Annotated in this window: 23 protein-coding genes and 1 tRNA gene; 8 read left to right on the forward strand and 16 right to left on the reverse strand. The window is 62.8% G+C overall.

Annotation, left to right across the window (positions count from 1 at the left end; all coding sequences use genetic code 11):
- Nucleotides 1–88: 88 nt before the first annotated feature.
- A complete protein-coding gene (locus tag CXQ80_RS15325; protein WP_101320953.1) occupies nt 89–1,237 on the forward strand; it encodes a M14-type cytosolic carboxypeptidase in 1,149 nt (382 codons plus the stop codon).
- Here the strand turns inward: CXQ80_RS15325 and CXQ80_RS15330 are convergent, their stop codons facing one another.
- From CXQ80_RS15330 to CXQ80_RS15360, 7 genes are all read right to left on the reverse strand, one after another.
- Nucleotides 1,238–2,206, reverse strand: coding sequence for a spore coat U domain-containing protein (locus tag CXQ80_RS15330; protein ID WP_101320956.1), 969 nt, complete (start codon nt 2,204–2,206; stop codon nt 1,238–1,240).
- Nucleotides 2,203–4,524, reverse strand: a complete 2,322-nt coding sequence (locus CXQ80_RS15335; protein WP_101323067.1) for a fimbria/pilus outer membrane usher protein — start codon at nt 4,522–4,524, stop codon at nt 2,203–2,205. The genes CXQ80_RS15330 and CXQ80_RS15335 overlap by 4 nt, the downstream gene beginning before the upstream one ends.
- A 77-nt stretch (nt 4,525–4,601) precedes the next feature.
- Nucleotides 4,602–5,378: a molecular chaperone gene (locus CXQ80_RS15340; protein ID WP_101320958.1), complete on the reverse strand. Its 777-nt coding sequence runs from the start codon at nt 5,376–5,378 to the stop codon at nt 4,602–4,604.
- A 36-nt stretch (nt 5,379–5,414) separates the two neighbouring features.
- Entirely contained in the window at nt 5,415–5,918 is a 504-nt protein-coding gene (locus CXQ80_RS15345) for a spore coat U domain-containing protein (RefSeq protein WP_101320960.1), read from the reverse strand.
- Between the two features lie 3 nt (nt 5,919–5,921).
- On the reverse strand, nt 5,922–6,455 hold the full coding sequence (locus tag CXQ80_RS15350) for a spore coat U domain-containing protein (protein ID WP_101320962.1): 534 nt from the start codon (nt 6,453–6,455) through the stop codon (nt 5,922–5,924).
- A gap of 17 nt (nt 6,456–6,472) precedes the next feature.
- Nucleotides 6,473–7,003: a spore coat U domain-containing protein gene (locus tag CXQ80_RS15355; RefSeq protein ID WP_101320964.1), complete on the reverse strand. Its 531-nt coding sequence runs from the start codon at nt 7,001–7,003 to the stop codon at nt 6,473–6,475.
- A 30-nt stretch (nt 7,004–7,033) separates the two neighbouring features.
- Nucleotides 7,034–7,525: a spore coat U domain-containing protein gene (locus tag CXQ80_RS15360; protein WP_178080834.1), complete on the reverse strand. Its 492-nt coding sequence runs from the start codon at nt 7,523–7,525 to the stop codon at nt 7,034–7,036.
- Nucleotides 7,526–7,887: 362 nt separating this feature from the next.
- On the opposite strand from CXQ80_RS15360, the gene CXQ80_RS15365 reads away from it, so the two are divergent.
- From CXQ80_RS15365 to CXQ80_RS15375, 3 genes are read left to right on the forward strand one after another with little or no spacing between them, the layout of a single operon-like run.
- On the forward strand, nt 7,888–10,140 hold the full coding sequence (locus tag CXQ80_RS15365) for an ATP-binding protein (RefSeq protein WP_371918880.1): 2,253 nt from the start codon (nt 7,888–7,890) through the stop codon (nt 10,138–10,140).
- A 15-nt stretch (nt 10,141–10,155) separates the two neighbouring features.
- On the forward strand, nt 10,156–10,617 hold the full coding sequence (locus CXQ80_RS15370; RefSeq protein WP_101320970.1) for a response regulator: 462 nt from the start codon (nt 10,156–10,158) through the stop codon (nt 10,615–10,617).
- A gap of 11 nt (nt 10,618–10,628) precedes the next feature.
- Nucleotides 10,629–13,013: a hybrid sensor histidine kinase/response regulator gene (locus CXQ80_RS15375; protein WP_101320972.1), complete on the forward strand. Its 2,385-nt coding sequence runs from the start codon at nt 10,629–10,631 to the stop codon at nt 13,011–13,013.
- Between the two features lie 91 nt (nt 13,014–13,104).
- Here the strand turns inward: CXQ80_RS15375 and CXQ80_RS15380 are convergent.
- A tRNA-Gln gene (locus CXQ80_RS15380) sits at nt 13,105–13,179 on the reverse strand.
- A gap of 269 nt (nt 13,180–13,448) precedes the next feature.
- On the opposite strand from CXQ80_RS15380, the gene CXQ80_RS15385 reads away from it, so the two are divergent.
- Together CXQ80_RS15385 and zapE are read left to right on the forward strand one after the other, a co-directional pair.
- On the forward strand, nt 13,449–13,691 hold the full coding sequence (locus CXQ80_RS15385) for a DUF465 domain-containing protein (RefSeq protein ID WP_101320974.1): 243 nt from the start codon (nt 13,449–13,451) through the stop codon (nt 13,689–13,691).
- 172 nt (nt 13,692–13,863) lie between these two features.
- Nucleotides 13,864–14,943 carry a cell division protein ZapE gene (gene zapE / locus CXQ80_RS15390; protein WP_101320976.1) on the forward strand — a complete coding sequence of 360 codons (1,080 nt, stop codon included), beginning with the start codon at nt 13,864–13,866 and terminating at the stop codon, nt 14,941–14,943.
- Here the strand turns inward: zapE and CXQ80_RS15395 are convergent.
- Nucleotides 14,940–16,829 (reverse strand): propionyl-CoA synthetase, encoded by a 1,890-nt coding sequence (locus tag CXQ80_RS15395; RefSeq protein ID WP_101320979.1) that lies wholly within the window; start codon nt 16,827–16,829, stop codon nt 14,940–14,942. The two genes, zapE and CXQ80_RS15395, sit on opposite strands and share 4 nt — an antisense overlap.
- Before the next feature lie 200 nt (nt 16,830–17,029).
- Between CXQ80_RS15395 and CXQ80_RS15400 the strand changes: the two genes are divergently transcribed.
- Entirely contained in the window at nt 17,030–17,896 is an 867-nt protein-coding gene (locus CXQ80_RS15400; protein ID WP_101320981.1) for a LysR family transcriptional regulator, read from the forward strand.
- Here the strand turns inward: CXQ80_RS15400 and CXQ80_RS15405 are convergent.
- From CXQ80_RS15405 to CXQ80_RS15425, 5 genes are all read right to left on the reverse strand, one after another.
- Nucleotides 17,870–19,027 carry an HPP family protein gene (locus tag CXQ80_RS15405; RefSeq protein WP_101320983.1) on the reverse strand — a complete coding sequence of 386 codons (1,158 nt, stop codon included), beginning with the start codon at nt 19,025–19,027 and terminating at the stop codon, nt 17,870–17,872. The two genes, CXQ80_RS15400 and CXQ80_RS15405, sit on opposite strands and share 27 nt — an antisense overlap.
- A gap of 133 nt (nt 19,028–19,160) precedes the next feature.
- On the reverse strand, nt 19,161–20,480 hold the full coding sequence (locus CXQ80_RS15410; protein ID WP_101320985.1) for a sensor histidine kinase: 1,320 nt from the start codon (nt 20,478–20,480) through the stop codon (nt 19,161–19,163).
- Nucleotides 20,477–21,145 (reverse strand): response regulator transcription factor, encoded by a 669-nt coding sequence (locus CXQ80_RS15415; RefSeq protein ID WP_101320987.1) that lies wholly within the window; start codon nt 21,143–21,145, stop codon nt 20,477–20,479. Before CXQ80_RS15415 ends, CXQ80_RS15410 begins: the two co-directional genes overlap by 4 nt.
- On the reverse strand, nt 21,146–21,460 hold the full coding sequence (locus CXQ80_RS15420; RefSeq protein WP_101320990.1) for a PepSY domain-containing protein: 315 nt from the start codon (nt 21,458–21,460) through the stop codon (nt 21,146–21,148).
- The gene (locus CXQ80_RS15425; RefSeq protein WP_101320992.1) at nt 21,460–21,765 is read right to left on the reverse strand and encodes a PepSY domain-containing protein; all 306 of its coding nucleotides are present in this window, start codon (nt 21,763–21,765) and stop codon (nt 21,460–21,462) included. Before CXQ80_RS15425 ends, CXQ80_RS15420 begins: the two co-directional genes overlap by 1 nt.
- Nucleotides 21,766–21,990: 225 nt before the next feature.
- On the opposite strand from CXQ80_RS15425, the gene queD reads away from it, so the two are divergent.
- The gene (gene queD, locus CXQ80_RS15430) at nt 21,991–22,347 is read left to right on the forward strand and encodes a 6-carboxytetrahydropterin synthase QueD (RefSeq protein ID WP_101320994.1); all 357 of its coding nucleotides are present in this window, start codon (nt 21,991–21,993) and stop codon (nt 22,345–22,347) included.
- Between the two features lie 6 nt (nt 22,348–22,353).
- Here the strand turns inward: queD and CXQ80_RS15435 are convergent, their stop codons facing one another.
- Together CXQ80_RS15435 and CXQ80_RS15440 are read right to left on the reverse strand one after the other, a co-directional pair.
- Complete coding sequence (locus CXQ80_RS15435) at nt 22,354–23,121, reverse strand: hypothetical protein (protein ID WP_256585582.1); 768 nt, start codon at nt 23,119–23,121, stop codon at nt 22,354–22,356.
- Nucleotides 23,122–23,188: 67 nt separating this feature from the next.
- The gene (locus tag CXQ80_RS15440; protein WP_101320998.1) at nt 23,189–23,656 is read right to left on the reverse strand and encodes a DUF1289 domain-containing protein; all 468 of its coding nucleotides are present in this window, start codon (nt 23,654–23,656) and stop codon (nt 23,189–23,191) included.
- Between the last annotated feature and the right edge of the window lie 63 nt (nt 23,657–23,719).

A 23,719-nucleotide genomic window follows, 5' to 3' on the forward strand; every position in this document is an offset into this window, starting at 1 on the left:
CTGCCAACCGGCAACACATTTGCAGTCCCAGCCGGCGCTGCGAGCGGTGTAGAGTAACCGTCACAAAAAAAGCCACAGGAGCCTGGCAATGACCGTGACGTCGCCCGCTGTAACCATCGACTGCGCTTTCGATTCCGGCAATATTCAGGTGCTCGACGCCAGCAATCCAGAGCAGGTGCATCTGGCAATTCGCCCGGACAGCCACAGTGGCCACTTCCAGTGGTTTCACTTCAAGGTAGATGGCCTGACGCCTGGCCAGACTCACCGGTTCAGCCTCGACAATGCCAGCCAGTCTTCCTATCCCAATGCCTGGAGCGGTTATCAGGCCGTGGCCTCATATGATCAGCAGGTGTGGTTCCGCGTCCCCAGCCGCTTCGACGGCGAGGCCCTGCACTTTGAGTTGCAGGCCACTCAGCCGCAGGCCTGGTTCGCCTACTTCGAGCCCTACTCGCGTGCCCGCCACAATCAATTGATCGACCGCGCCCAGCAGTTGCCGGGAGTCGAGTTGCTGGCCCATGGACGCAGCGTGCAGGGCCGTGATATCCCCCTGTTGCGCGCTGGTGACGGTGCGCCCGGCAAGCGCAAGCTTTGGCTGATCGCCCAGCAGCACCCGGGCGAGCACATGGCCGAGTGGTTCATGGAGGGCGTGATCGAACGCCTCGAAGCCAACGATACGCAGATTCAGGCATTGCTCGCTCAAGCCGACCTGTACCTGATCCCGAACATGAACCCGGACGGCGCCTTCCTCGGCCATCTGCGTACCAACTTCAAGGGCCAGGATCTGAACCGTGCCTGGCAGTCAGCCAGTGTCGACACCAGCCCCGAGGTGCTGTTTGCCCAGGCACAGATGAAGCAATACGGCGTCGATGCATTTATCGACGTGCACGGTGACGAAGAGATCCCCCACGTGTTCACCGCCGCTTGCGAAGGCAACCCAGGCTACACCCCGCGCCTGGCGAAACTCGAGGAGCAGTTCCGCAGCACCTTGTGCAGCATCACCGCAGACTTTCAGACCACCCACGGCTATACCCGCGACCAGCCTGCTCAGGCCAACATGACCCTGGCCTGCAACGCTGTCGGGCAACAGTACGACTGCCTCTCACTGACCCTGGAGATGCCCTTCAAGGACCACGACGACGCGCCCAATGTGCAGACGGGCTGGTCTGGACAGCGCTCAAAGGACTTGGCCGGTGCGGTACTGGAGACGTTGGCGAAAATCGCGCGTGATCTACGCTAGCTAGAACTGCACATCCAGAATCACGCTGTCGCTGTAGGTCGCAGCCGGCGGCGTGGGCTGATCGCTGTAGACCCGCGCGTTGTAGTTGAAAATCTGGCTACCGGTGCCAGTGCCTGCGCCCGGGTTTACGTTGGCATCGGTACTGGCACGCCTAGCTGTATTCAGCGAGCCCCAGCGCTCGCTGCCGGCGCTCTTGAAAATGTCATAGGCCAGATAGTTATTGGCCGGTGATTTCATCCGTCGACGGCCGCCAGCCGGATTTACCCCATCATCCAGGCCAACGGTGTAGTTGCTGCCCTTGGTGCAGGAGATGTTGATGCTTTGATTGACCGTGGTAAACGCACTGACCACCGGCGCACTGTTGAAGGCAATGTTCGGGGTGGTGATCTGGCAGTCATTGCTTACCGTCAGGCTGACGTTGAGGGTACGGCTGCCATTGCCTCTATCGCGGCCCAGGCAAATCGTGCCGGCACTGATGCCAGAGCAGTAGTCCCAGACCCATGCGATGGTCAGGGTTTCCTGGTACAGGCCCGCAGCAACGTTGGCACCCAGGTTGGTCTTCACATACAGCGGCACGGTCTTGGGTGTGGTGCCATTGAGCAGGCCAAGCAGGTCGAGGATGCCATTGCGGGCGAAGTCGAACGCCACGCCACGGGTGATCGGAAAGCTCGTGCTGTTGTTGGCATACAAGGTGTAAGGGATCACATCACCGGTTGGCCCAACCAGCCCGCTGGTGCTGGAGGTGATGGTTGCGTAGAAGTGATCGCCCGAACTCAGCAGACTGAGCAAAGAACCGGTGCACTGCAAACCGGCATTGGTGGTCGAGGCGCTTTGCACTGTGCCGCGCACCAAGGTCGAATTGACCGTGCCGAAGCTCGCCGGCAGGGTATCGACCATATTGCACAGACCCCAGGCCGGCGCCGCCATCACCGTCGCGAGCAGCGCCACTGCCCCTGCAGAGCGGTTCATTGACACACCAGCGGGCCAATCAACGGCACCGGCCCCTGCCCTTCCGGCAGATCAAAGGCCACCTGGCACTGGCCGCCCTCGGCCAGCTCGACCTGCAGGGTGTTGTGCGCCGAGAGGTTCTCCAGGTACACCAGGCCGTCCCAGCCGACTACCGCCAGGCTGCCGCTCTGCTGATGGGTCACCCGGCTACCCAGCTTGAGGTTGTTCTGCTGCGCGTCGACCAGCACGATGCTCGCCGCCAGCACCCGCTTAAGCGGGAACTCCAGCAAGTAGCCGCTACCCCGGCGCACGGCGACCCGCTGCTCGACCTGCGGTGCCAGCACATCGGCCGCCAGCTCCATTGGATCGATCTCATACTTGCCGCGGTAGTAACCGCTGCTGTACGGCACCAACAAGTGGCCGTTGCGGTCAGTGCGGCCGACCAGCTGATTCTCGTAGCGCACCGGGACATCGGCGTAACCGTCGGTACTGACAACTACAAAGGCATCGTCAATCCGGTTGGCGGCAAACAGGCCGGCGTCCATCCATACCAGCGACCCGCTGGCGTCGGCCCAGCGGGTCATGGCGTCACTGCTGCCATAGGTGCCAGCCTGCAACTGCACCGACTGCAGGCGCCAGGTCGCGTCAGCCTGGCGATAGGCTTCGCGGTCGCCATCGGCATAACCGAGATTGAAACCGACACCGCCACCCACCGGTACGGCGCGGCTGTAGTTGACCCGCTGCTGGCGGCTGCCATCCTGGCTGCGCTCCATGCTCAGGGCCAGGTTGCCATGCAGGTCGAACGGGATCACCAGCTGCGCCTGCATGGCCCACTGGCTTTCGCCGATCTCGCGGTTGGCCGACAGGTACAAGCTGCTATTGCCCCACAACGAGCGGCTCCAGCTCAGGTTGAGCAGACGGGTACGCGAGCCGTCTGCGGCCTGCACATCGAAATAGCCGGCACCGAGGCTGCCATAGCGCTCAAGGTTCAGACTCAGGGTGACCTGTTCACTACGCCTGGACAGCTGCGTGTAGGGCGTGTCGACCCGCGACAGGTCGGCGTAGTCGCCATGGCGCTGCAGGCGCTGGTAACTGAAACCGAGGCGCTGGCTGTTGTATTGATACCCCAGTGCAATCTGCTGGCCCTGCTCGCCGTCGAAACGGCTTTGCGCCAATGCCGCATTGAGCACGCCAAAATTGCCCAGCCGTAGATTGCCACCCAGGCCGCCGAGGGCGAGGGTCTCGGCGGTCTCCAGATGGCCCTCGAGGGTAAAGCTGTCGCTGACACCGTGGCGCAGGCTGGCGCTGGCAACGCCTGTGCCGTAGCCAAAATCACGTACGCCGTAGTCGCGGCGCAGGCTGCCGGCCGCCAGGGTAAAGTCGCTCAGGCCTTTGCCCAGCAGGCTGCTGGTGACGTAGAACGGCAGCGTGGTCGACACCTGGCGGCCGAGGGCGTCGGTGGTCACCACCACCGCTTCGCCGGCACCGTTGATGAACGGCACGTTGGTCAGGGTGTATGGCCCGGGTTGCAGGTCGGTGGTGCTCGCCTTGTAGCCGTTGATGAACAGGTCCAGCGACGTCGGCACCGCCGCCTCGCCGGCAAAGGCCGGCAGCGGGTAGGTGACCAGGTCCGGGCGAGCGGCAAAATCACGCGAAAGCTGCAAGCCGCCGAGCCGCACCGAGCTGGTCCAGGGCAAGGCGCCGGTGACCAGGTCACCGGCCTCGATGGTCAGCAGGCGTTGCTCGTCGGTATAGCGCCAGGTCGTGTCGTAGCGCAGAAATCCCTGACGGGTATCGGCCTGCGGTGCGCTGTTGAAGGCCTGGCGCCACTGGCCGGTGGTGCTGAACGTGCCCCAGCTGTCGAACAGACGCAGCTCGTTCCAGGCGGCCAGGTAGGTGCCGCTCTCATCGGTGTCATTCAGGTAGACGTCGTAGTTGAGCAGCGCGCCGAAGCTGCTGCGGGCGTCGCTGGCCGGATACAGGCCGCGCTCGCCAACCCGCTGCAGCGGCAACCAGGCAGCGGGTACCTGCAACAGCAGGCGCTGGTTGGCGCTGTCGTAGTCGGCATGCAGGTCGGCATAGGCATCCAGCGCCACCTCACCCTGAGTAACCCCCGGCAGCCTGATGCCCGCTGCAGTGAGTACCTCACTGGCGATAAACAAGCGCCCGGCGCGTTGCTGCACTGGCACCAGCTCAGCCCTGGGCATTTGGTTCACCAGCAGGTCGAGGTACAGCGTGGCATCGGTGACCGCGCTGCTCTCGCTCGGTGGCGGCGGCAAGCCGTTGGCCAGCGCCAGCTGTGGCCCCAGCAGCAAGCCCAGGCACACCTGATGGGCCATCCACGACAGCCATTTCACACACGGCTTCCAGCCATTGTCGGGTCCTCCGTGGCCCCTGACGTCGATTCATCGAAGTTTCACTTGCCCGGGCTGATGGCCTGGGCCACGTCCTGTCCGTTGACCCGGCCCTTGAGCACACTCGCTGCGGTGGGGACTGCGGGCACTGGCCAACGCATGCTGGCGCCGGGCAGCACATAGCCAAGCAGGCCTTCAACCACCGGCTTGTCCTGGCCGGCCTGCTGCAGCACTACGTCGGTCAGGCGCGCGTGGACCGGGCCGCTGTTGCGCAGCTCGACGAAGGGCTTGCCCTGCACATTGACCGCGCGCCAGCTCAGCTGCGGCTTGCCGACTCCATCGGCGCTGCGCTTGCCTTCCGGGTCGGGTTTGCCCCACAGGCCTTCGCCATACACGAACAACGGCACCGAGTAGCGCATCTGCAGGCGGATCGCCGCCGTTGGTGCCTGAGTACTGGCATCGACCGGCAAGGGTGAGGGGATTTCGTCGATGATGATGCGGTAGGCCTGCTCCTGACCGGCCGGCGAGCTGCCGGTACGGGTCAGCCGGATCAGCTGCTTTTGCCCCGGCGCGATATTCGCCACCGGCGGGCTGCCGATAATCTCGCGCTGGGCCTGGAACTGCTCCTCAAAGCCGCCCTGGCGCCAGGCAAATACACGCACCTGCAGGTTGGCCGGTGTAGTGCCGCGGTTTTCCAGCCACAGCGCCCCCGCCTTCTGATCTGCCTCCAGCACCGGGTCAATTGGCCAGATCAGCACCGAGGTTGCCGCCGCCGCTGGCTGACTGGCCAGCAGCAAGCCAACGACTATTGCTTGCGCCCACTTCGCGCCTGCCCCCATGCCATTCTCCTTGGTTTGTTGTGTTGATCCCTGCGTTCACCAGGTCACCGTGACCTGCACGACATCGGTATAGGTACCTGCCGGCAATGTCCCCGGCAGCTGCGTGCGACCGTAAACCGGCAGCTTGATCGCCGTCGGGTCGCTGTAGCTGACCGACGTCACCTGGCCGATTGCAAGGCTCTGACTGAAGCCGGCGTCGCGATACAGCTGGTAGGCGAGCAGTTGCGTACCACCGCTGCGCTTCAGGTTGCGGGTCCCGCCGCTGTTGTTCTGGCCACCGTCCAAGGCCATGCTCAATGCCACCCCCGGCGTGCACTGAAAGCTCACCGTGCTGCCACCCAGCGCTGCGCTGACGCTGGCCTTGGACAGGGCTGATTGCGTGCCGAAGTCGAGGCTGCCGTAAGCGCTCACCCCGCCCACCACCAGGCAGCCGGCCACGACCTGCGCGCTGACCTGAAAGGTACTGGTGGTCGCTGCATCCAACGGCAACGCCAGCATCAGGCCCAGCCCCGCCGTGGTTGCGCGAACCCAGCGATTCATGGCTCAGAACGTCAGCTCGACGGCAACCGTGTCGGTGTAGGTGCCCGCCGGCAGGCCAGCCTTGCCCTTGGCCTGGCCGTACAGGTTGACGATCTGGGCAGCGCCGGTACTGGTCGGCACGGCGATGCTGCCGTCGATGGCCAGCGGCACGGTGTGGCCGGCATCGGTATAGAAGTCATACGGCACGAAGTTGCCATTGCCGTCGGCCAGCGCCCGCGTGCCTCCCGTCGACAAGCCATCATGAGCGCCGGCGCGCACGCGAATTGACGCCCCGGTGCCATTCGAGCAGAGGATGCTCATGGCGCCGCCACCCGGGCCCATGACCTGGGCATTGGCGGTACCGAACAAGGCGTCCTGAGTACCGAAGTTGAGGTTACCGAAGTTTACCCCGGAGGTACCGGCACTGCCGTTGACCTGGCAGGCGGCGATCAGGGTCAGGGTCGAGTTGATGGTCCCGGTCACGGTGGCTGCCTGGGCCTGGGACGCCAGCGCCAGGGCGAGCCCGGCGAGTACTGAGCAGGTGAGGTGTGTGCGCATCGGATTCTCCTTGGGTGTTACCAGTCCAGGGTCACGCTGAGGGTGTCGCGGTAAAGCCCGGCGGGCAGCGCGCGCGGCTGCGCGATGACCACGCCGTAGATCGGAATCGGGATCTGCTGGCTGCTGTTGACGGTGAAGGTGCGCGCCTGGCCTACCGGATAACGGCTGTTGCCGCTGGGATCGACCGCCAGTTGGTAAGGGATCATCTCGCGACCGTTGCTCAGCCGGCGCACCCCATCGCCACCGTTCTGGCCAGCATTGATGCGCACGCTGAAGGCGCGCACCGACGGCGTGCAACTGATCTGCAGGCCACCATCGCCTGCGATTTCGTCGACCTTGCCCTGCAACGGCTCCTGCCAGCTCGGCCCGCGCGAACCAAAGTCCATGACCCCTGGCGTACCCAGCGTCGCCGGTGGCTGGTCGCTGCTGATCTGGCACGCGGCACGGATCACCAGGCGCGCTTCGATAACCCCGGTGGTGCTGCCATGCACGGCGCCTGGCAGCAGCAGCGGGCCCAGGCTCAGGAGCAGAATGCTGGTGCGACTCATGACGTAGCCTCCTTGCTCATGGCGATGCCCCTACCAGGTGACCGTGACTTTCAACAAGTCGGCGTACAGGCCAGGCCGTGGCACCCAGGCCAGGCTGTCGATGCGCGCATACAGCGGCAATTCGACCGAGCCACTGTCTGGCACCCGCGCCGATTGTGCGCTGCCAACACTCAGCGGCTGGCGCCAGCCTGGGTCGCTGTAAAGCCGATAGGGAATGAGCCTGGCTTGCGCATCCGCGCTGGCCAGGAAGCGCAGCTCGCCTACGCCGCCATGCAGACCGCCGTCGACGCGGATTTGATAAGGCGTGTCCGGGTTGCATTCGAGCCGTGGTGGCCTAGGGCTGAGCAGCACGCCGGTCAGCGGCGCAGCGCCGCCGTCAAGGCGTGCTGCGCTACCCAGGTCGATCTGGCCCAATGCTTGCGCCGCCGCATCGCGGGGTTGGTTGACCAGCATGCAACCACGCTCGACCTGCACCCGCACCTCGACCAGAAAGTCCGCCGCCAGGCTGTTCACGCTCAACATCAGCCCCGACCACATGGCCACTCCGCGTACTTCCACCGCACTATCCCTGTTTCAGGCCCTGTTTGCAGGCTATGACCTTGAGGGTAGCAGCGCGGTCTGATCCCGCCGGGTTTGCCCTACCCTTCATTGGCATTAACAACAATGGCTTAGGTGGCTATTTGCCGCGTTAAAGGCCACCCGTTCGGCACCTTTCACGGCACTGCACGCTATTTTTGTAATCCAACCGGCGAACCCCTGAACTAATCAGACCTCAAATGGCCATATGCCGGCAAAGCAGCCGACAATCTGATACTTTTGCAGCAGCAACAGCCTATGCCATGCGCTTTTCGCCGGGCGAGGACAGAATCACCAGGAGTACCGCTTTGACAACTGCCCCCACCGCATTCGACCAGGCTGTCGAGCGCTGCGCCCAGGAACCTATTCAGGTCCCCGGCAGCATCCAGCCGCAGGGTTTCATGCTGGTACTCGACGAGCAGGACCTGTGCGTGCTGCAAGCCAGCGAGAACGCTGAGCGCTGGCTTGGTACTGCAGCGCCCGAGCTGCTTGGGCGCACTTTCGCCGAGCTGATCAGCGACAGTTTCGACCTGCGTGCACAGATGCAGTATCTGCCGGTCGATGAGGTATTCCCGTTTCATATCGGTGACATCGAACTACCCCAGCCCAGCCCAGACTGCAGCCACATGCGCGTACTGGTGCATCGTCACGACCAGGTCCTGATCACCGAATTCGAACCGATCCGCACGGCCAGCGGCCCGTCCGGGCATGGCGATTATTACCCGCTGGTACGCGCATTCGTCGGCAGCGTGCATAAGGTCAGCTGCATCGTCGAACTGTTGCAGCAGTCGGTCATGCAGATCAAACGCATTACCGGCTTTGGCAGGGTCAAGGCCTACCGCTTCGATGCCGAAGGCAACGGCCAGGTACTTGCCGAGGTCGCCGACCCCGGCTACCCGAGCTATCTGGGCCTGTGCTTCCCGGCCTCCGATATTCCACGCCAGGCCCGCGAGTTGTACCGAGTCAATCGGATTCGGGTCATCGAAGATGCCAACTACATTGCCGCGCCGCTGTATCCCCACAGCAACCCGCGCACCGGCAAGCCGCTGGACATGAGCTATGCGGCGCTGCGCGCGGTATCGCCGGTGCACCTGCAGTACATGCGCAACATGGGCACCCTGGCATCGACCTCTTTGTCGATTGTGGTAGACGGCAAGTTGTGGGGGCTGATCTCCTGCCATCACGACCAGCCGCACGCCGTCGACCTGCCCACTCGCACGGCCTGCGAGCTGCTGGCCAGCGTGCTGTCGCTGCAGATCGAATCCCGTGAAGCGCACACCGGCACCCAGACCATGCTCGACATGCGCCAGCGCATCGTGCGCATGCTGGCCTCGATGGCCGACCACGACAGCGTCAGTGCTGGTTTGAAGGCCTTGCCTCAGGTACTGCTGGACTTTGCCGGTGCCACTGGCGCGGCGATCATCAGTGCCGAGCGCTGCGACCTGATCGGCGTGACGCCGCCCGCTGCGCAGGTCAATGCGCTGGTCCACTGGCTGTCGCAGCAAGACGCCGAGTCGGTGTTCAGCACTGACAACGTGCGCCGCGACATTCAGGACTTGCCAGAGCTGGCCAAGCACGTTGGCGGTGTGCTGGCGGTGGCGATTTCGCAGATCCACTCGCACTATCTGGTGTGGTTCCGCCCCGAGCAGGTACGCACGGTCAACTGGGCCGGGCGCCCGGAAAAAGCCATCAGCGCCGCGGGCGACCTCAACCCGCGACACAGCTTCGAGCGCTGGCAGGAAGATGTTGGCGGCTACTGCGAATCCTGGGACCCGCTGATCATCGAAGGCGTGGCCGAACTTCGCGTAGCCGTACTGGGGATCGTGCTGCGCAAAGCCGAAGAGCTGGCGCAACTGGCCGGTGAGCTGCGCCAGTCGAACAAGGAACTCGAAGCGTTTTCCTACAGCGTGTCGCACGATCTGCGCGCACCGCTGCGGCACATCGCCGGCTACACCGAACTGCTCACCGAAGTCGAAAGCGAGAACTTCAGCGAACGCGGCCAGCGCTTCCTCAAGCACATCGAAGAAGCCGCGCACTTTGCTGGCACACTTGTCGACAACCTGCTCAACTTCTCCCAGATGGGCCGCTCTGCCCTGCGCATGTCGGATGTCGACCTGAACGCCCTGGTCGAAACCATTCGCAACGAGCTGACACCGGATTTTGCCGGCCGTACAATCATCTGGGACGTGGAAAAACTCCCAAAGGTGATCGCCGACCCGGCGTTCATCAACATGGCACTGCATAACCTGATCGCCAACGCGATCAAGTACACCCGTGGCCGCGATCCTGCGCGTATTGAGATCCGCGCCAAGCAACACCCGCACGAGACTGAAATCTATATTCGCGACAACGGCGTCGGCTTCGACATGGCCTATGCCAATAAGCTGTTCGGCGTGTTCCAGCGCTTGCACCGCATGGAAGACTTCGAAGGCACCGGCATCGGCCTGGCCAGCGTGCGCCGGATCATCGAACGTCACGACGGCCGTGTCTGGGCTAACGGCGAGATCAACCAGGGAGCGTCGTTCCATTTCGCCCTCCCGCGCCATTCATCGAACACCTGAGGTAACGTACACATCATGCTAAAACCGATCTTGTTGGTCGAAGACAACCCCAGGGATCTGGAGTTGACGCTTGTCGCGCTGGAGCGCAGCCAGCTGGCCAACGAAGTCATCGTACTGCGCGATGGCGCCGACGCCCTCGACTACCTGTTGCGCCGCAACGGTTACGCCGACCGCGACGATGGCAACCCGGCCGTGCTTCTGCTCGACCTGAAACTGCCCAAGGTGGATGGCCTGGAGGTGCTCAAGGCAGTGCGCGAAACCCCTGAGCTGCGCAGCATCCCGACGGTGATGCTGACCTCGTCGCGGGAAGAACCCGATCTGCTGCGCGCCTATGAGCTCGGGGTCAATGCCTACGTGGTGAAGCCGGTCGAGTTCAAGGAATTTGTCACGGCCATCTCCGATCTGGGGATCTTCTGGGCCGTCCTCAATGAACCGCCGCCTGGCTCGTTGCGGCTGACTCGGCGTGGTAACAATTGAGTCCAACTAGCATGTTGTCAGGCCCGCTCAAGCTACTGATGGTCGAAGACAGTTCGATGGATGCCGAGCTGACCTTATTGCGCCTGGAGCGCAGCGGGCTGCACATCGAGTCGCAACTGGTGTTCGACCATATTGGCGTCGAGCATGCGCTGCACCACGGCCGTTTTGACCTGATCCTGTGCGACTGCGTGTTGCCTGGCTCGTCCGGCACCGAGGTGCTGGCGATTGCTCAGCGGCTGGCGCCAGATGTGCCGTTCATCTTCCTCTCAGGCATTTATGGTGAAGAGCACGCGGTGGAGATGATCCGCCTTGGCGCCACCGACTATGTCCTGAAGAAGAACCTGCCGCTGCTGCCCAAGGCCGTGCGCCGGGCGCTGACCGAAGTGCAGGAACGCCATCGCCGCCGCCGCGCCGAGGAAGCGCTGGCCGAGCTTGAGGCGCGCGCCCGGTTTGCCATCGATGCTGCGGGCATGGGTACCTGGGACTATCGCCCGCAGGAAGATCTGCTGCTCTGGGATGACCGCTGCAAGACCTTGTTTGGCCTGCCTGTCGACACTCAGATGTCGTTGGATGTGTTCTACGCAGGCATCTATCCCGAAGACGTCGCGCTGGTTCGTGACGCTGTCGAGCAGGTCATGCAGCCCCAGGCAGGCGGTCACTACCGGGTCGAGTTTCGTATCAATCAGCGTGACGGCCTCGAGCCGCGCTGGTTGCTCTCGAGCGGCCAGACCCAATTCCTCGACGGCCGCTGCGTGCGCTTTTCCGGCGTATTGCAGGACATTCATGAACAACGCCAGGCGACCACGGCGCTCAAGCAGCTCAACGAGATGCTCGGCGAGCGGGTCGAGCGGCGTACCCGGGAGCGCGATCGCTCATGGGAATTGTCCCAGGACTTGCTGGCGGTACTGAACAGAGACCTGACCCCGGTCGCGCTCAACCCAGCCTGGGAAGTCAGCCTGGGCATCTCGCGTGAACGCCTGAGCCAGACCACCCTGTTGCAGTTGCTACCCGAGCCGGATCAGGAGGCCTTTATCGCTGAGCTGGCCGCCCTCGGCCAGGGCCGCACCAGTGCCCGCTTTGTAGGGCGGATTCAACACGCCAGCGGCCAACAGCGCTGGTTGTCGTGGGTGATCGTGCCCGAGGACACCCTGCTCTATGTGGTCGCCCGCGATATCACCAGTGAGCGCGAATCGTCGATGGGCCTGGCCGAGGCCAACATGCGCCTGCGCGAGCAGATCGATGAGCGCGAGCGTATCGAAGCTGCGCTGCAGCAGATGCAGCGACTGGAGGCAGTCGGCCAGCTGACTGCCGGGGTCGCGCACGACTTCAACAACTTGCTGACGGTGATTCTGACCGGCGCGAGTTTCCTTGAGCGTGACCTGCAGAAAGAGAATTACGACAAGGCCCGCAGCCGCCTCAAGCACATCCGCGAGGCTGGCGAGCGCGGTGCCAAGTTGACCTCACAGTTGCTGGCCTTCTCCCGGCGCCAGCGGCTCGAGCCTGTGCCGCTGAACCTGAACCAGACCCTCACCGGCCTGGAAGAGCTGCTGCGACGCACCTTGGGCGGCAATGTCTCGGTACGCCTGGATCTGGATGCCAGCCTTTGGCAGGCACTGACTGACCCGACCCAGACCGAGATGATCATTCTCAACCTGGCGATCAACGCCCGCGACGCCATGGCCGATGGCGGCCAGCTGATCCTGTCGACGCGCAATACCTTGATCACAGAACGCGCCCAGCGACCGGAAGACCCGGAGCCTGGCGAGTACGTGATGCTGTCGATTCGCGATACCGGTTGCGGCATGAGTGAAGAGGTAGTCGGCAAGGTATTCGAGCCATTCTTCACCACCAAGGACATCGGTAAAGGCTCGGGCCTTGGCCTGGCCCAGGTGTTCGGCTTCGCCAAGCAATCGGGCGGCGGCGTGTCTATCGATACTGCGCCGGACCAGGGTACCTTGGTGTCGGTCTACCTGCCTGCGGTCAAGCAGCCTGTAGCCTTCGAAGCACCCGCGGCGCCTGCGGCGCCAGCCCTCTCGGCAGAGGGCCGTGATCGCACCGTGCTGTTGGTGGACGATGATCACCTGGTCCGCGACATGATCGGCGAGCTACTGCGCTCGCACGGTTATCAGGTACGCCAGGCGCACGGTGGCGAGCAGGCCCTGTGCTTGCTCGATGAACACGTCGATGTGCTGCTGACAGACTTTGCCATGCCCGAATTCAACGGCGCGCAGCTTGCGTTGGCGGCGCGTGAGCGCTTCCCGCAATTGCCGGTGGTGATTCTCACCGGCTATGCCGAGCTGCAAGGCTTCGAGCTGGGCGACAGTGTGGTCATTCAGAAACCGGTACAGGATCAACTGCTGGCGAAAACCCTGGACGATTTGCTGGGCGCGGTCTGAGCACCGCGCTCGGCCGTTGCTCAGCAACTGCAATGCGGATGCGTAGCGTGGATTGCGCGGGAATAGAGAGAGGGTAAAGCGAGGGAGATAATGGCAGGGGCGGCTGGATTCGAACCAACGCATGGCAGGATCAAAACCTGCTGCCTTACCGCTTGGCGACGCCCCTGTATCTGATGCAACGAGTGCGATGCACTGTCGCTCTGACAATTCCCGTGGCTGACAACATGAGTTGTTGTCGGGGAATGCGCGGCACTTTAACAACAATCTTTGATCATGAAAACCCCTCTTTTAAAAAAAATCTCAAAAAAACAGCAAGTTAGTCAGGCGCCAGCCGCTGTGCAACCGCCTGTCGGCAAAGCTCGCCAAGCCAAAAAACCAAATCCCTGAAGCCCTGCCCAATAGTAAGTTAATCCCAGCGCTTACAAGGAGGGCGCCATGCCAGTTTCCCATGACCTGTACCAAGACCTGCACTACCCCCGCGAAATCGTTCAGCAGCGCCGCCAGCAGGATCAGACCCTTGATCGCCTGCTCGACGAGTACGTCGATATCGACAACCAGGTGCTGGCTGCCGAGGCCATCTCGGCGGGCTATACCAGCGATGATGACCTGCACCGCCTCAAGGAACGTCGTTTGTCGATCAAGTACATGATCGATCGTCAGCTCAAGCGCGAGGACTGAGGCTGTTCATTTGGCAGTGGCGCATGACCACTGCCAGTGGGCACTGACCGGTAGTCGCCCACAATCGCCTGGCTGCTCGCCGGGAAGATTGCCTGCCAGCGGTGCTTGCGGTGAAAATGGCCACTCACTGGAGGGCGCCAACCGCCCTGCCCCACCGTCGAGGACCACCTGCTTGTCTGCCTGGATTTCCACGCCGCTTCGCCACTTGCGCCGCCGCTCGCGTACCGATGCGCAAGGCGACTGCCAGCTGTTGAGCTACTTCGACGACAAGGCCAGGCAGCGCGACTATAGCTTGAGCGAAGGTCAACGGCGGGTTATCGAGCGCATGGCGCAACAGTTGGCTGCGCTGACTGACGGCCAGGCGCGCAGCCTGTATCTGTATGGATCGGTTGGCCGCGGCAAGAGCTGGCTGCTCGATGGCTTCTATCAGGCACTAGAGGTGGAGGCCAAGCTGCGCCTGCACTTTCACGATTTCTTCGCTCGTCTGCATCAGGGCATGCACCGCCATCGCGGCGCCGACAATGCTATGGCGGCAACCCTGGATGAACTGATTGGCGACTGCCGGGTGCTGTGCTTCGACGAGTTCCATGTGCACGACATCGGCGATGCGATGCTGCTCACCCGCCTGTTCAGCGCGCTGTTCGAGCGCAATGTATTTGTCGTCCTGACCTCCAACTATGCCCCTGAAGGCCTGCTGCCCAACCCGCTTTACCATGAGCGGTTCTTGCCAGTGATCCGCCTGATCAACAGCCGCATGCTGGTGATGGAAGTGGGCGGCGACATCGACTTTCGCAGCCTGCCGGCCAACCGCGCGCACCAGCGTTTTACCCAGGGCCACTACGTCTGGCCCGGCACAGCTGAGCAACGCCTGGCCCTGGCGCTGCCTGAAACCCAGCCGCTGACCCTGGACATCAACCAGCGCCCGCTGCGCGCCCTGGCCAGCCAGGATCGACAGGTGCACTTCAGCTTTGTCGATCTGTGCGAGCAGGCCACGGCGGTGGTGGATTATCTGGAGCTGGCCAGCCGTTACGATCGCTGGATCATCGACGACCTGGAAGACCTGGCCGAATGTTCGCTCGCAGCGCAGCAACGCTTCGTCAACCTGGTCGATGTGCTGTACGACCAAGACTGCGAGCTGGTGCTGATTGGCCGCTATCCGCTCGAGCAGAGCCTGGGTGGCGCTATTGCCGACCTGATGCGCACCCGCAGCCGTCTCGGCCAGCTGCATCAGGTCGGCACGACTGTGCTTTAACCCGCTCGGGGCAGATCGGCCAGCACCGCTTCGATTTCGCCAAGCACAGCCGGGTCATCCAGCGTTGACGGTGGTACATAGGCCTGACCGTCAGCGATCTTGCGCAGCACCGCGCGCAGAATCTTGCCGGAGCGTGTCTTGGGCAAGCGCTTGACCAACCGCACCCGGTTGAAGCATGCCAGCGCACCGATCTGCTCGCGCACACTGGCAACCAGCTCAGCCTGCAATTTTTGCTCGGCTAGCTCTTCGCCGTCCTTGAGTACCACCAACGCCAACGGCACCTGGCCCTTGATGTCGTCGTGCACACCGATCACCGCGCACTCGGCAACCGCTGCATGGCGGGCGACCAGATCTTCCATTTCGCCGGTAGACAACCGATGCCCGGAGACGTTGATGACGTCATCGGTGCGACCCATGATGTAGACGAAGCCGTCATCGTCCAGGTAGCCGCCATCACCGGTATGGTAGTAGCCCGGATAGGTGTGCAGATACGCCTGCAGATAGCGCTGATGATCACCCCACAGCGTCTGGCTGCAGCCCGGCGGCAGCGGCAGGGCGATGACGATCGCGCCCTGTTGATTCGGCCCGAGCAAATGCCCGTCGTCGTCCAGCACCTGCACGTGGTAGCCCGGTACTGCGCGGTTGCTCGACCCGGGGCGTGCGGCGCTGCCTCCAAGGCCGACACAGGGTGCGGTCACCGGCCAGCCGGTTTCGGTCTGCCACCAGTGGTCATGTACCGGTTTGCCGGTGACCTGCTCCAGCCATTGATGGGTGCTTGAATCAAGCTTTTCCCCAGCCAGGAACAATTGGCGCAGGGAGCTCAGGTCATACCCGGCGAGCAGTTCCCCTTGGGGGTCTTCCTTGCGAATCGCGCGCATCGCCGTCGGCGCGCAGAACAAGGCATTCACCTGATACTGCTCGACCACCCGCCAGTACGCGGCGGCGTCCGGGGTGCGGATCGGCTTGCCTTCATAGAACACCGTGGTGCAACCGGTCATCAGCGGCCCGTAGACGATCAGCGAGTGACCGACCACCCAGCCCACATCGGAAATCCCCCACCAGACATCGCCCGCCTGCATGCCATAGATATGGCGCATGGTGTAGCTCAAGGCGACCGCGTTGCCGCCGTTCTCGCGGACGATGCCCTTGGGTTTGCCGGTGGTGCCGGAGGTGTACATGATATATAGCGGGTCGGTTGCACTGAGCTCGACCGGCGCCACAGGCTGCGCGTTGACCAGTGCCTGTTGCCAGTCCAGGTCACGCCCAGGCTGCAGCGCGGCCTTGGCCTGTGGCCGCTGCAGCACCAGCACGTGGCGAGGCTGATGAATGGCCAGTTGCAGCGCGCGATCGATCAGCGGCTTGTATTCGATGACCCGATCAAACTCCAGCCCGCAGGAGGCCGTGAGCACCAGGGTCGGCTTGGCATCATCGATACGCAGGGCCAGCTCGTTGGCGGCAAAACCGCCGAACACCACCGAGTGCACTGCGCCAATCCGCGCGCAGGCGAGCATGGCCATGGCCGCCTGCGGCACCATCGGCATGTAGATGACGACACCGTCGCCCTTGCGCACGCCCAACTCGCGTAGCAGCCCGGCCAGCCGCGCCACCTCATCGCGCAACTCACGGTAGCTGAAGCGCTGCTGGGTGGCGGTTACCGGCGAGTCGTAGATCAACGCGATCTGCTCGCCACGGCCTTGTTCGATCTGGTGATCCAAGGCCAGGTAGCAGCTGTTCAGGCGCCCGTCGGCGAACCAGCAATGGCTGCCGTCGGTGTTGTTGATCAGGGTCTGGCGCGGCTTGTGGTACCAGGCCAGCTGGTCGGCCTGTTCGGCCCAGAAGGCCACAGGGTCGGAAATGGAACGGGCGTAGCTGTGCTGGTAGGTCATGTCAGTCGCAACCCGATACTTGTTGTTATTGAAGGGCGAGCCTGCAGTATGGACCTGCCTGACGCCCCTGCCATGGGACTAAAGTCCATAACCGACCTGCAAATTCGCAGCAACAGGCACTATCAAGGCGGCGCTTTTGAAGCGCCCCAAGCAACGAGCAAGGCTCTAGAATAGCCATCACCTTGATCAATGAGCACAGCATGGATATCGAACAGGCACGCACCTTTCTGGAGATTGTGCGCTGCGGCAGCCTGGTCGCCGCCGCCGAGGGCCTGTGCGTGTCGCAGACGGCAATCACCGCGCGGGTGCAGCGTCTTGAGCAGCAGCTAGGTTGCCAGCTGTTTGTCCGCAGCCGCAGCGGCGCCAGCCTGACCGCAGACGGCGAAGCCTTCGTCACCTACGCCCACCAACTGGTGGAAACCTGGGAGGCCGCCCGCCGTGACCTGCCGCTGCCGCAGGGTTGTCAGCAGCTGCTTCACCTGGGCGGTGAAACCAGCCTGGGCAACCCACTACTGCTTGACTGGGTCAGTGCGCTGTACCGCGAGATGCCCAGCCATGCCATCCGCAGCGAGGTCAGCGACGGCGAATCGTTGCTGCGCAAGGTCGAGCGCGGCTTGCTCGATGCTGCGCTGGTCTATCAGCCCATCTACGGGCCTGGCCTGCAGGTGGAGCAGTTGATGGAAGAAAAACTGGTGCGCATCCGCCACGTAGAACGGCCAGAGCCTTATGTGTATATCGACTGGGGCGAGACGTTTCGCCGCCAGCACGATGCCGCCCTGCCCGACTGCGCCCGCCCAGCGCTGAGCTTCAACCTCGGCCCGCTGGCCTTGCAGTTCATTCTCGAGCACGGTGGCAGCGGTTATTTCCGTACACGGGTGGTGCAGGCTTATCTGGACAGCGGCGTGTTCGAGCGGGTGCCGCAAGCGCCGGAATTCACCTACCCGACTTTTCTGGTGTACACCCGCAAGCACGACAGCGCCGCCTTGCAGCAGGCCTTCGGCGTGCTGCGCCGGCAAGTCGCAGCGGGCGTCAGTGACTGGTCACAACGCTGGGACCCGCTCATCTGAAGCAAGCGTGCTGTGGTTGAGCAACTGGCGCTTGAGACCGGCAATCAGGTCGGTCTGGGTGATCACCCCGACCAGCTTGCCGTCATCGAGTACCGGCAGGCAGTGCAAGCCTTGCTCGCACAGCAATGGCAGCAGACGCTCCAGCGGGTGCTGGCTGCTGACACTGATCACCCGCCGGCTCATCACCTGCTCCAGCACCACCGGCCTGCGCCGCCACAGCCCACGCCAGCTGAACCGCGCCCGCGCCATGGCCGCCGTCAGCACATCACTGAGGCTGACGATGCCAACCAGGCGCCCCTGCGCCAGTACTGGTAGCGTCTTCAGGTGGTGGCTGGCGAGCATCTGCCAGGCTTGCTCCAGCGTGGTCTGCGGGCTGGCAAACTGCACATCGCGGGACATCACCGAAGCCGCGGTGATACCGCCTAGACTGCGCTGCAAGGCATGCTGTTCAGTGGCCAGAAGAATACGCTCAAGCTCGTCACGGCTGACGTCAACGTACTCGCCGATGTCTTCCAGAGCCTGATCGAGGTCGTCGCTGCTGAAACCTACCCGGGCGCTGGGCACCGGGTCGTGGGTGTGGTGCAGATCCTTGCGCGGCAAGCCAGGCTTGGGATAGCGCACGCCCGTCAGGCGGTTGTAGACCACCGCCACTGCGACCAGCACCAGCGCATTGAGCATGATTGGCTCGAGCAGATGATCGCCCATGGCGACCAGCCCGGAATCGGCCAGTACCGCGCTGACCGCTACTCCGCCGCCCGGCGGGTGCAGGCAGCGCAGCAGGCACATGACCAACAACGACAAGCCCAGTGCAGCGCCAGCCACCCACAGCTCGCTGCCCAGGTGCTGGCGCATGACCAAGCCGATTACGCCCGCCAGCGCGTAGCTGCCCAGCACCGACCACGGCTGCGCCAGCGGCCCGGCGTGCACGGCGAAAACCAGCACGGCTGTTGCCGCCAGAGGGCCAAGCAAATGCAGCGCAATGGAGGGACCATAGGCCAGGCTGCATAGCCAACCTGCGAGGCACAGGCCGAGCAAGGCACCGACGCCTGCGCGCAGCCATTCTTTGGGAGGAATATTGAGGGGCGCCGGCATCAGGCGCTGCAACAGGGGTTCGGGACGCGAGGCAGACATCGGCAGAACGTGCTCTTCAACTTGGCCGGGATGAGCCATTTCAGAGCAAGAGTGTGCCGCGCGCACTATTGTGGGGCAAATTCAAAATAATGCGGTTTGGGCTCAATAATTTTGCAGCATCAGCGTAGGCCGTTCAGCGGCCTTTGCCGGGCAGCTCGATGCTCACTCGCAGGCCGCCTTGAGGGCTTTCCTGCAGGGAGATGGCGCCACCCCAGGCGTCGACGATATCGCGCACGATACCCAAGCCCAGGCCGTGACCATTGACCTGCTCGTCCAGCCGCGAACCTCGCTCGAGCACGAGCCTGCGTTTTCCCTCAGGGATGCCCGGGCCATCGTCATCCACCCATAACTGATAACCAGAGGCATTCGTGGCGATACCCAAGCGGACTTCGCTGTCAGCCCATTTGCAGGCATTGTCGAGCAGGTTGCCGAGCAGCTCGAGCAGGTCCTCGCGGTCCCAAGGCAGCAGCAGTCCAGCGGGCGTGTCGCGCTCCAGCAGCAGACCTTCACCATGAATCATGCCCAAGGTTGCCAGCAGGCTTGGCAACTCCGCATCGCAATCAAACTGCGCGCCGGGCAGAGCATCGCCCGCCAACCGCGCACGGTTGAGTTCACGTTCCAGGCGCTGCTGGATCTGTTCGAGCTGCTCGCGCATTTGCGTGCGTACCTCAGGCAAATCGCGCAAGCGCTCGCTGGAGGCCAGGCTGAGCAGAACCGCCATCGGCGTTTTCAACGCATGGCCAAGATTGCCCAGCGCATTGCGCGAGCGGCGCAGGCTGTCTTCGGTGTGGGCAAGCAGATGGTTGACCTGATCGACCAGCGGCTGCAGTTCGCTGGGCACTTCGGCATCCAGCTGTGAGCGCTGGCCTTGCTGCAGCTGCGCGATCTGCTGGCGGGCACGCTCCAATGGCCGGAGCGAGCGGGTAACAGTGATGCGCTGCAATACCAGCACCAGCACCAGGGCGATCAGGCCCATACCCAGGCCGATCTGCTGCATGCGCTGAAAGCCCTGGCGTACTGGTGAATAATCCTGCGCGACGCTGATCGAGATGTCCTGACCCAGGCGCCGATAGTCAGCACGCAGGGCCAGCAACTGTTGGCCTTCAGGACCTAGTACATGGGTATCTTCGAGTCCCGGCTTGGCCGGCTTGGGCATGTCCAGGTCCCACAATGAGCGAGATCGCCAACTGCCCTGCTCGAAATCGATGCGAAAGTAATACCCGGAAAACGGCCTTTGGTACGCAGCCGAGATGCGCCGCTCATCCAGCTGCAAGCCGTCCGGGCCGCGCCCCAGCGCCACCAGCAGGTTCTCGCTTTCCTTGCGCAAACCGACTTCGAGGTAACGCTGCAGGCCGGCCTCGAACAGCCACAGGGTCAACTGTGCAAAGGCCAGCCCGATCACTACCAACACGGCGATAAGGCCAACACTCAAGCGTGCCTGGATCGACTTCACGGCGTGCTGCCGGCGTAGACGTAACCTTGCCCGCGACGGGTTTCGATGACGCTGCGGCCGAGCTTACGCCGCAGGTGATTGACGTGCACCTCAAGCACGTTGGAGTCGCGCTCGGTTTCGCCGTCATACAGGTGCTCGGCCAGATGCCCCTTGGACAGCACCTGGCCGGGATGCAGCATGAAGTAGCGCAGCAGGCGAAACTCCGCCGCGGTCAGTTGCACATCGACACCCTCGCGGCTGACACACTGGCGGCTCTCGTCCAAGTGCAGGCCGGCTGCTTCAAGCTTGGGCTGATTGGCCAGGCCGCGCGCGCGGCGCAGCAGTGCCTGAATGCGCAGTTGCAGCTCTTCAGGGTGGAACGGCTTGCTCAGGTAATCGTCGGCGCCGGCCTTCAAGCCTTCGATGCGCTCGGCCCACGAGCCGCGCGCCGTCAGGATCAGCACTGGCGTGGCCAACCCGCCTGCACGCCACTGGGCGAGGACTTCCAATCCCGGCAAGCCGGGCAAGCCAAGGTCGAGAATGATCAGATCGTAGGGCTCGCTCTGGCCTTGATAGACCGCATCACGGCCGTCTGCCAGCCAGTCGACGGCATAGCCCTGACGCTGCAGGCCGGCAGTCAGCTCATCGGCCAGCGGCACGTTATCCTCGACCAGCAACAGGCGCATTCAGTCGTCCTCCTCGTCTTTGAGCAGCACACCGCTGCGGGCATCCAGCTTGATTTCGCGCACCACCCCTTCAAGGGTCAGCAGCTCGACCTCGTATTCATAGCGGCCGTGTTTTTCTTCAAGCTCTGCCTCAAGCAGACGTGCCCCGGGGTAACGCCCCAGGGCAGAGTCGAGCAGATGCTCAAGCGGCAGGATGATGCCCTTTTGCCGCAGCGCGAGGGCTTCATCCTGGTCAAGATCACGCGCCAGCGCCAGTGAACACACGGCCATCAGGGCCAGCGCCAGGTAGCGCGGCGTGCGCGATAGCGGGCTCATTATTTGTCTTGGGCGTTTTTCAGTATTTCGCCGGTCTTGGCATCCAGATCAACGTCCCATTCAACGTTCTGCGCATCACGCAGTTCGACCTTGAGGATGTAGCGGCCGTATTCGTTTTCAAGCTCGGAGTCGGTGATGGTTGAACCAGGATGCTTGGCCTTGGCAGTCTCGGCCAGTTTCTGCAATGGCTGCACGGTGCCGGCTTTTTCCAGGGCGCTGATTTCATGCGCCGGTACGTCGGCCAGGGCAGCGTTGGCAGCAACAGACAGGGCAGCAGCAGTGAACAGGGCAGTCAAAGTCTTCATGAGTATCTCTCCATCGGGATGTACAAGTTGTCTACGGGGTTAAGATTAACCACGGCTCCTTAAGCCAACCTGAAATTGCTCGCGGGCATGATAGCGCATGCCTCGAGCACTGTTGCAGTGGGTGCGCAAGCGCCACCGGGCAGCTGACCACACAGGCACAACCACTCACTGCGGCCATGCTGGTAGAATCGCCGCCATTCTCGCTTGCAACAGAGTTACTACCCCGTGGAAATTTTCAAAGAGTTCACCTTCGAATCGGCCCATCGCCTGCCCAATGTCGCGCCTGGTCATAAATGCGGCCGCTTGCACGGCCACTCGTTCAAGGTTGCCCTGCACCTGACCGGCCCGCTTGACCCGCATACCGGCTGGATCCGCGACTTCTCCGAGATCAAGGCGATTTTCAAGCCGATCTACGAGCAGCTCGACCACAACTACCTGAACGACATTCCTGGCCTGGAAAACCCCACCAGCGAAGTGATTGCGGTGTGGATCTGGCAGCAGGTGAAACCGCTGCTGCCAGAACTGTCCAAGGTGCGTATTCACGAAACCTGCACCAGCGGCTGCGAGTACAGCGGCGCGTAGGCGGTTTCACTCTATCGAGGGTTTCAGGTGCGGCGGCACGCATGGGTTGTCGATACACATCAGCAACACACCCGGCCTGCCGCGGCCTGCATTCAGATACCCTTGCCCGTTCTCTACCAGTCGGCGCACCTTGACAGCTTCAAGGCCGCCATAGAGAGACAGGTTCAGGTGCAGACCGCCCTCCACCAAGCGCTCCGGATTCAGGCCTGCGATGTGCCAGAGCGGCGTCTTCAAGCCCTTTCTGAGTTTGTAGAGCGGCAAGTCGAGATCAATCTGCGTGTCTACCGGGAGTTTTACCGCCGACGCTACACCGATCGGATCGTTCAGGGCTATTACCCCTTCTTTATCGATCAGGCTTCCAGCCTTGGCGTCTGTAGGGTAAAAACCCAGATAGCCGCTTCTGCTCACGTCCAACCAGTAGTTGAGCCTGGGATACTGGTCGCTGTTGCGGCCAGTATAGGCCGGGCGGATCTCGTAGACGTAGCCCAGCGCATGGCGATAGGTGCCGAACCAGAAGGTATCGACACCGAGCGATTGTCGTAAATCTTCACCCTGCCATTCGTCCGGCGGAAATGAATCTGGCCGTGTTCCGTCATAATTGCGGCTCGCTATCAACCAGCCGCTGTCGCTATTCCAGCCATCGAATTCGGTCCAGAGCGGCCGGGACAGGTCGTCACCGTCCTCCCATACCGCAGGGGTCGAAACATAATCTGCCAGTTGCCAGCGGCAGCGGGCGGTAAAACTCAGTTCAGGCATGAATACAAGGCTGCTCATCACGTCACTCCAGCTTGAAGGAGCGATGAACGCTAAGGACTGCTGGCGCCGCGCGGCATCTGGAAGGCTACCCCAGCACGTCCTTGAGAAACGACGGTGCGATGTAGCGCTGGTAATGTGCTTCGGACAACAGGAAGAACTCCCGGTCGATGGCGTCGCGCAACTGTGGCAGATCCCAGCCACGAAACTCAGGCAACAGCGCCATGCCATAGGCCTCAAGGTCACGGATCATCCGCGCGCCCCTGGCAATCAATTGGTAGGCCCAGCAGTACTCTGACTGCTGCACGACGAAGCGGATCGAGCGCTGCTCCAGTTGCTGGCGCAAGCAGTCTTTGTCGAACACTTCCAGCTTGGCCATCATCACTTGCACCAGCAACTGCTCCAAGCGCAGCCAGACCGCCCGCTTGGCCTCCTCGCTGTAGCCGTTCCAGTGGATCACTTCATGATGAAAGCGCTTGCAGCCGCGGCATACAAGGTCGCCGTAGACGGTCGAGCAGAGCCCGACACACGGGGTTTTGATGGACTGATTGGACATGAACAGACAACAGCTTGGCGGTGGCACACGGCTCCATGTTAGCCCTTTGTCTAACCAGGGTCA

Source organism: Pseudomonas sp. 02C 26 (assembly GCF_002843585.1).
GTDB classification, from domain to species: Bacteria; Pseudomonadota; Gammaproteobacteria; order Pseudomonadales; family Pseudomonadaceae; genus Aquipseudomonas; species Aquipseudomonas shirazensis.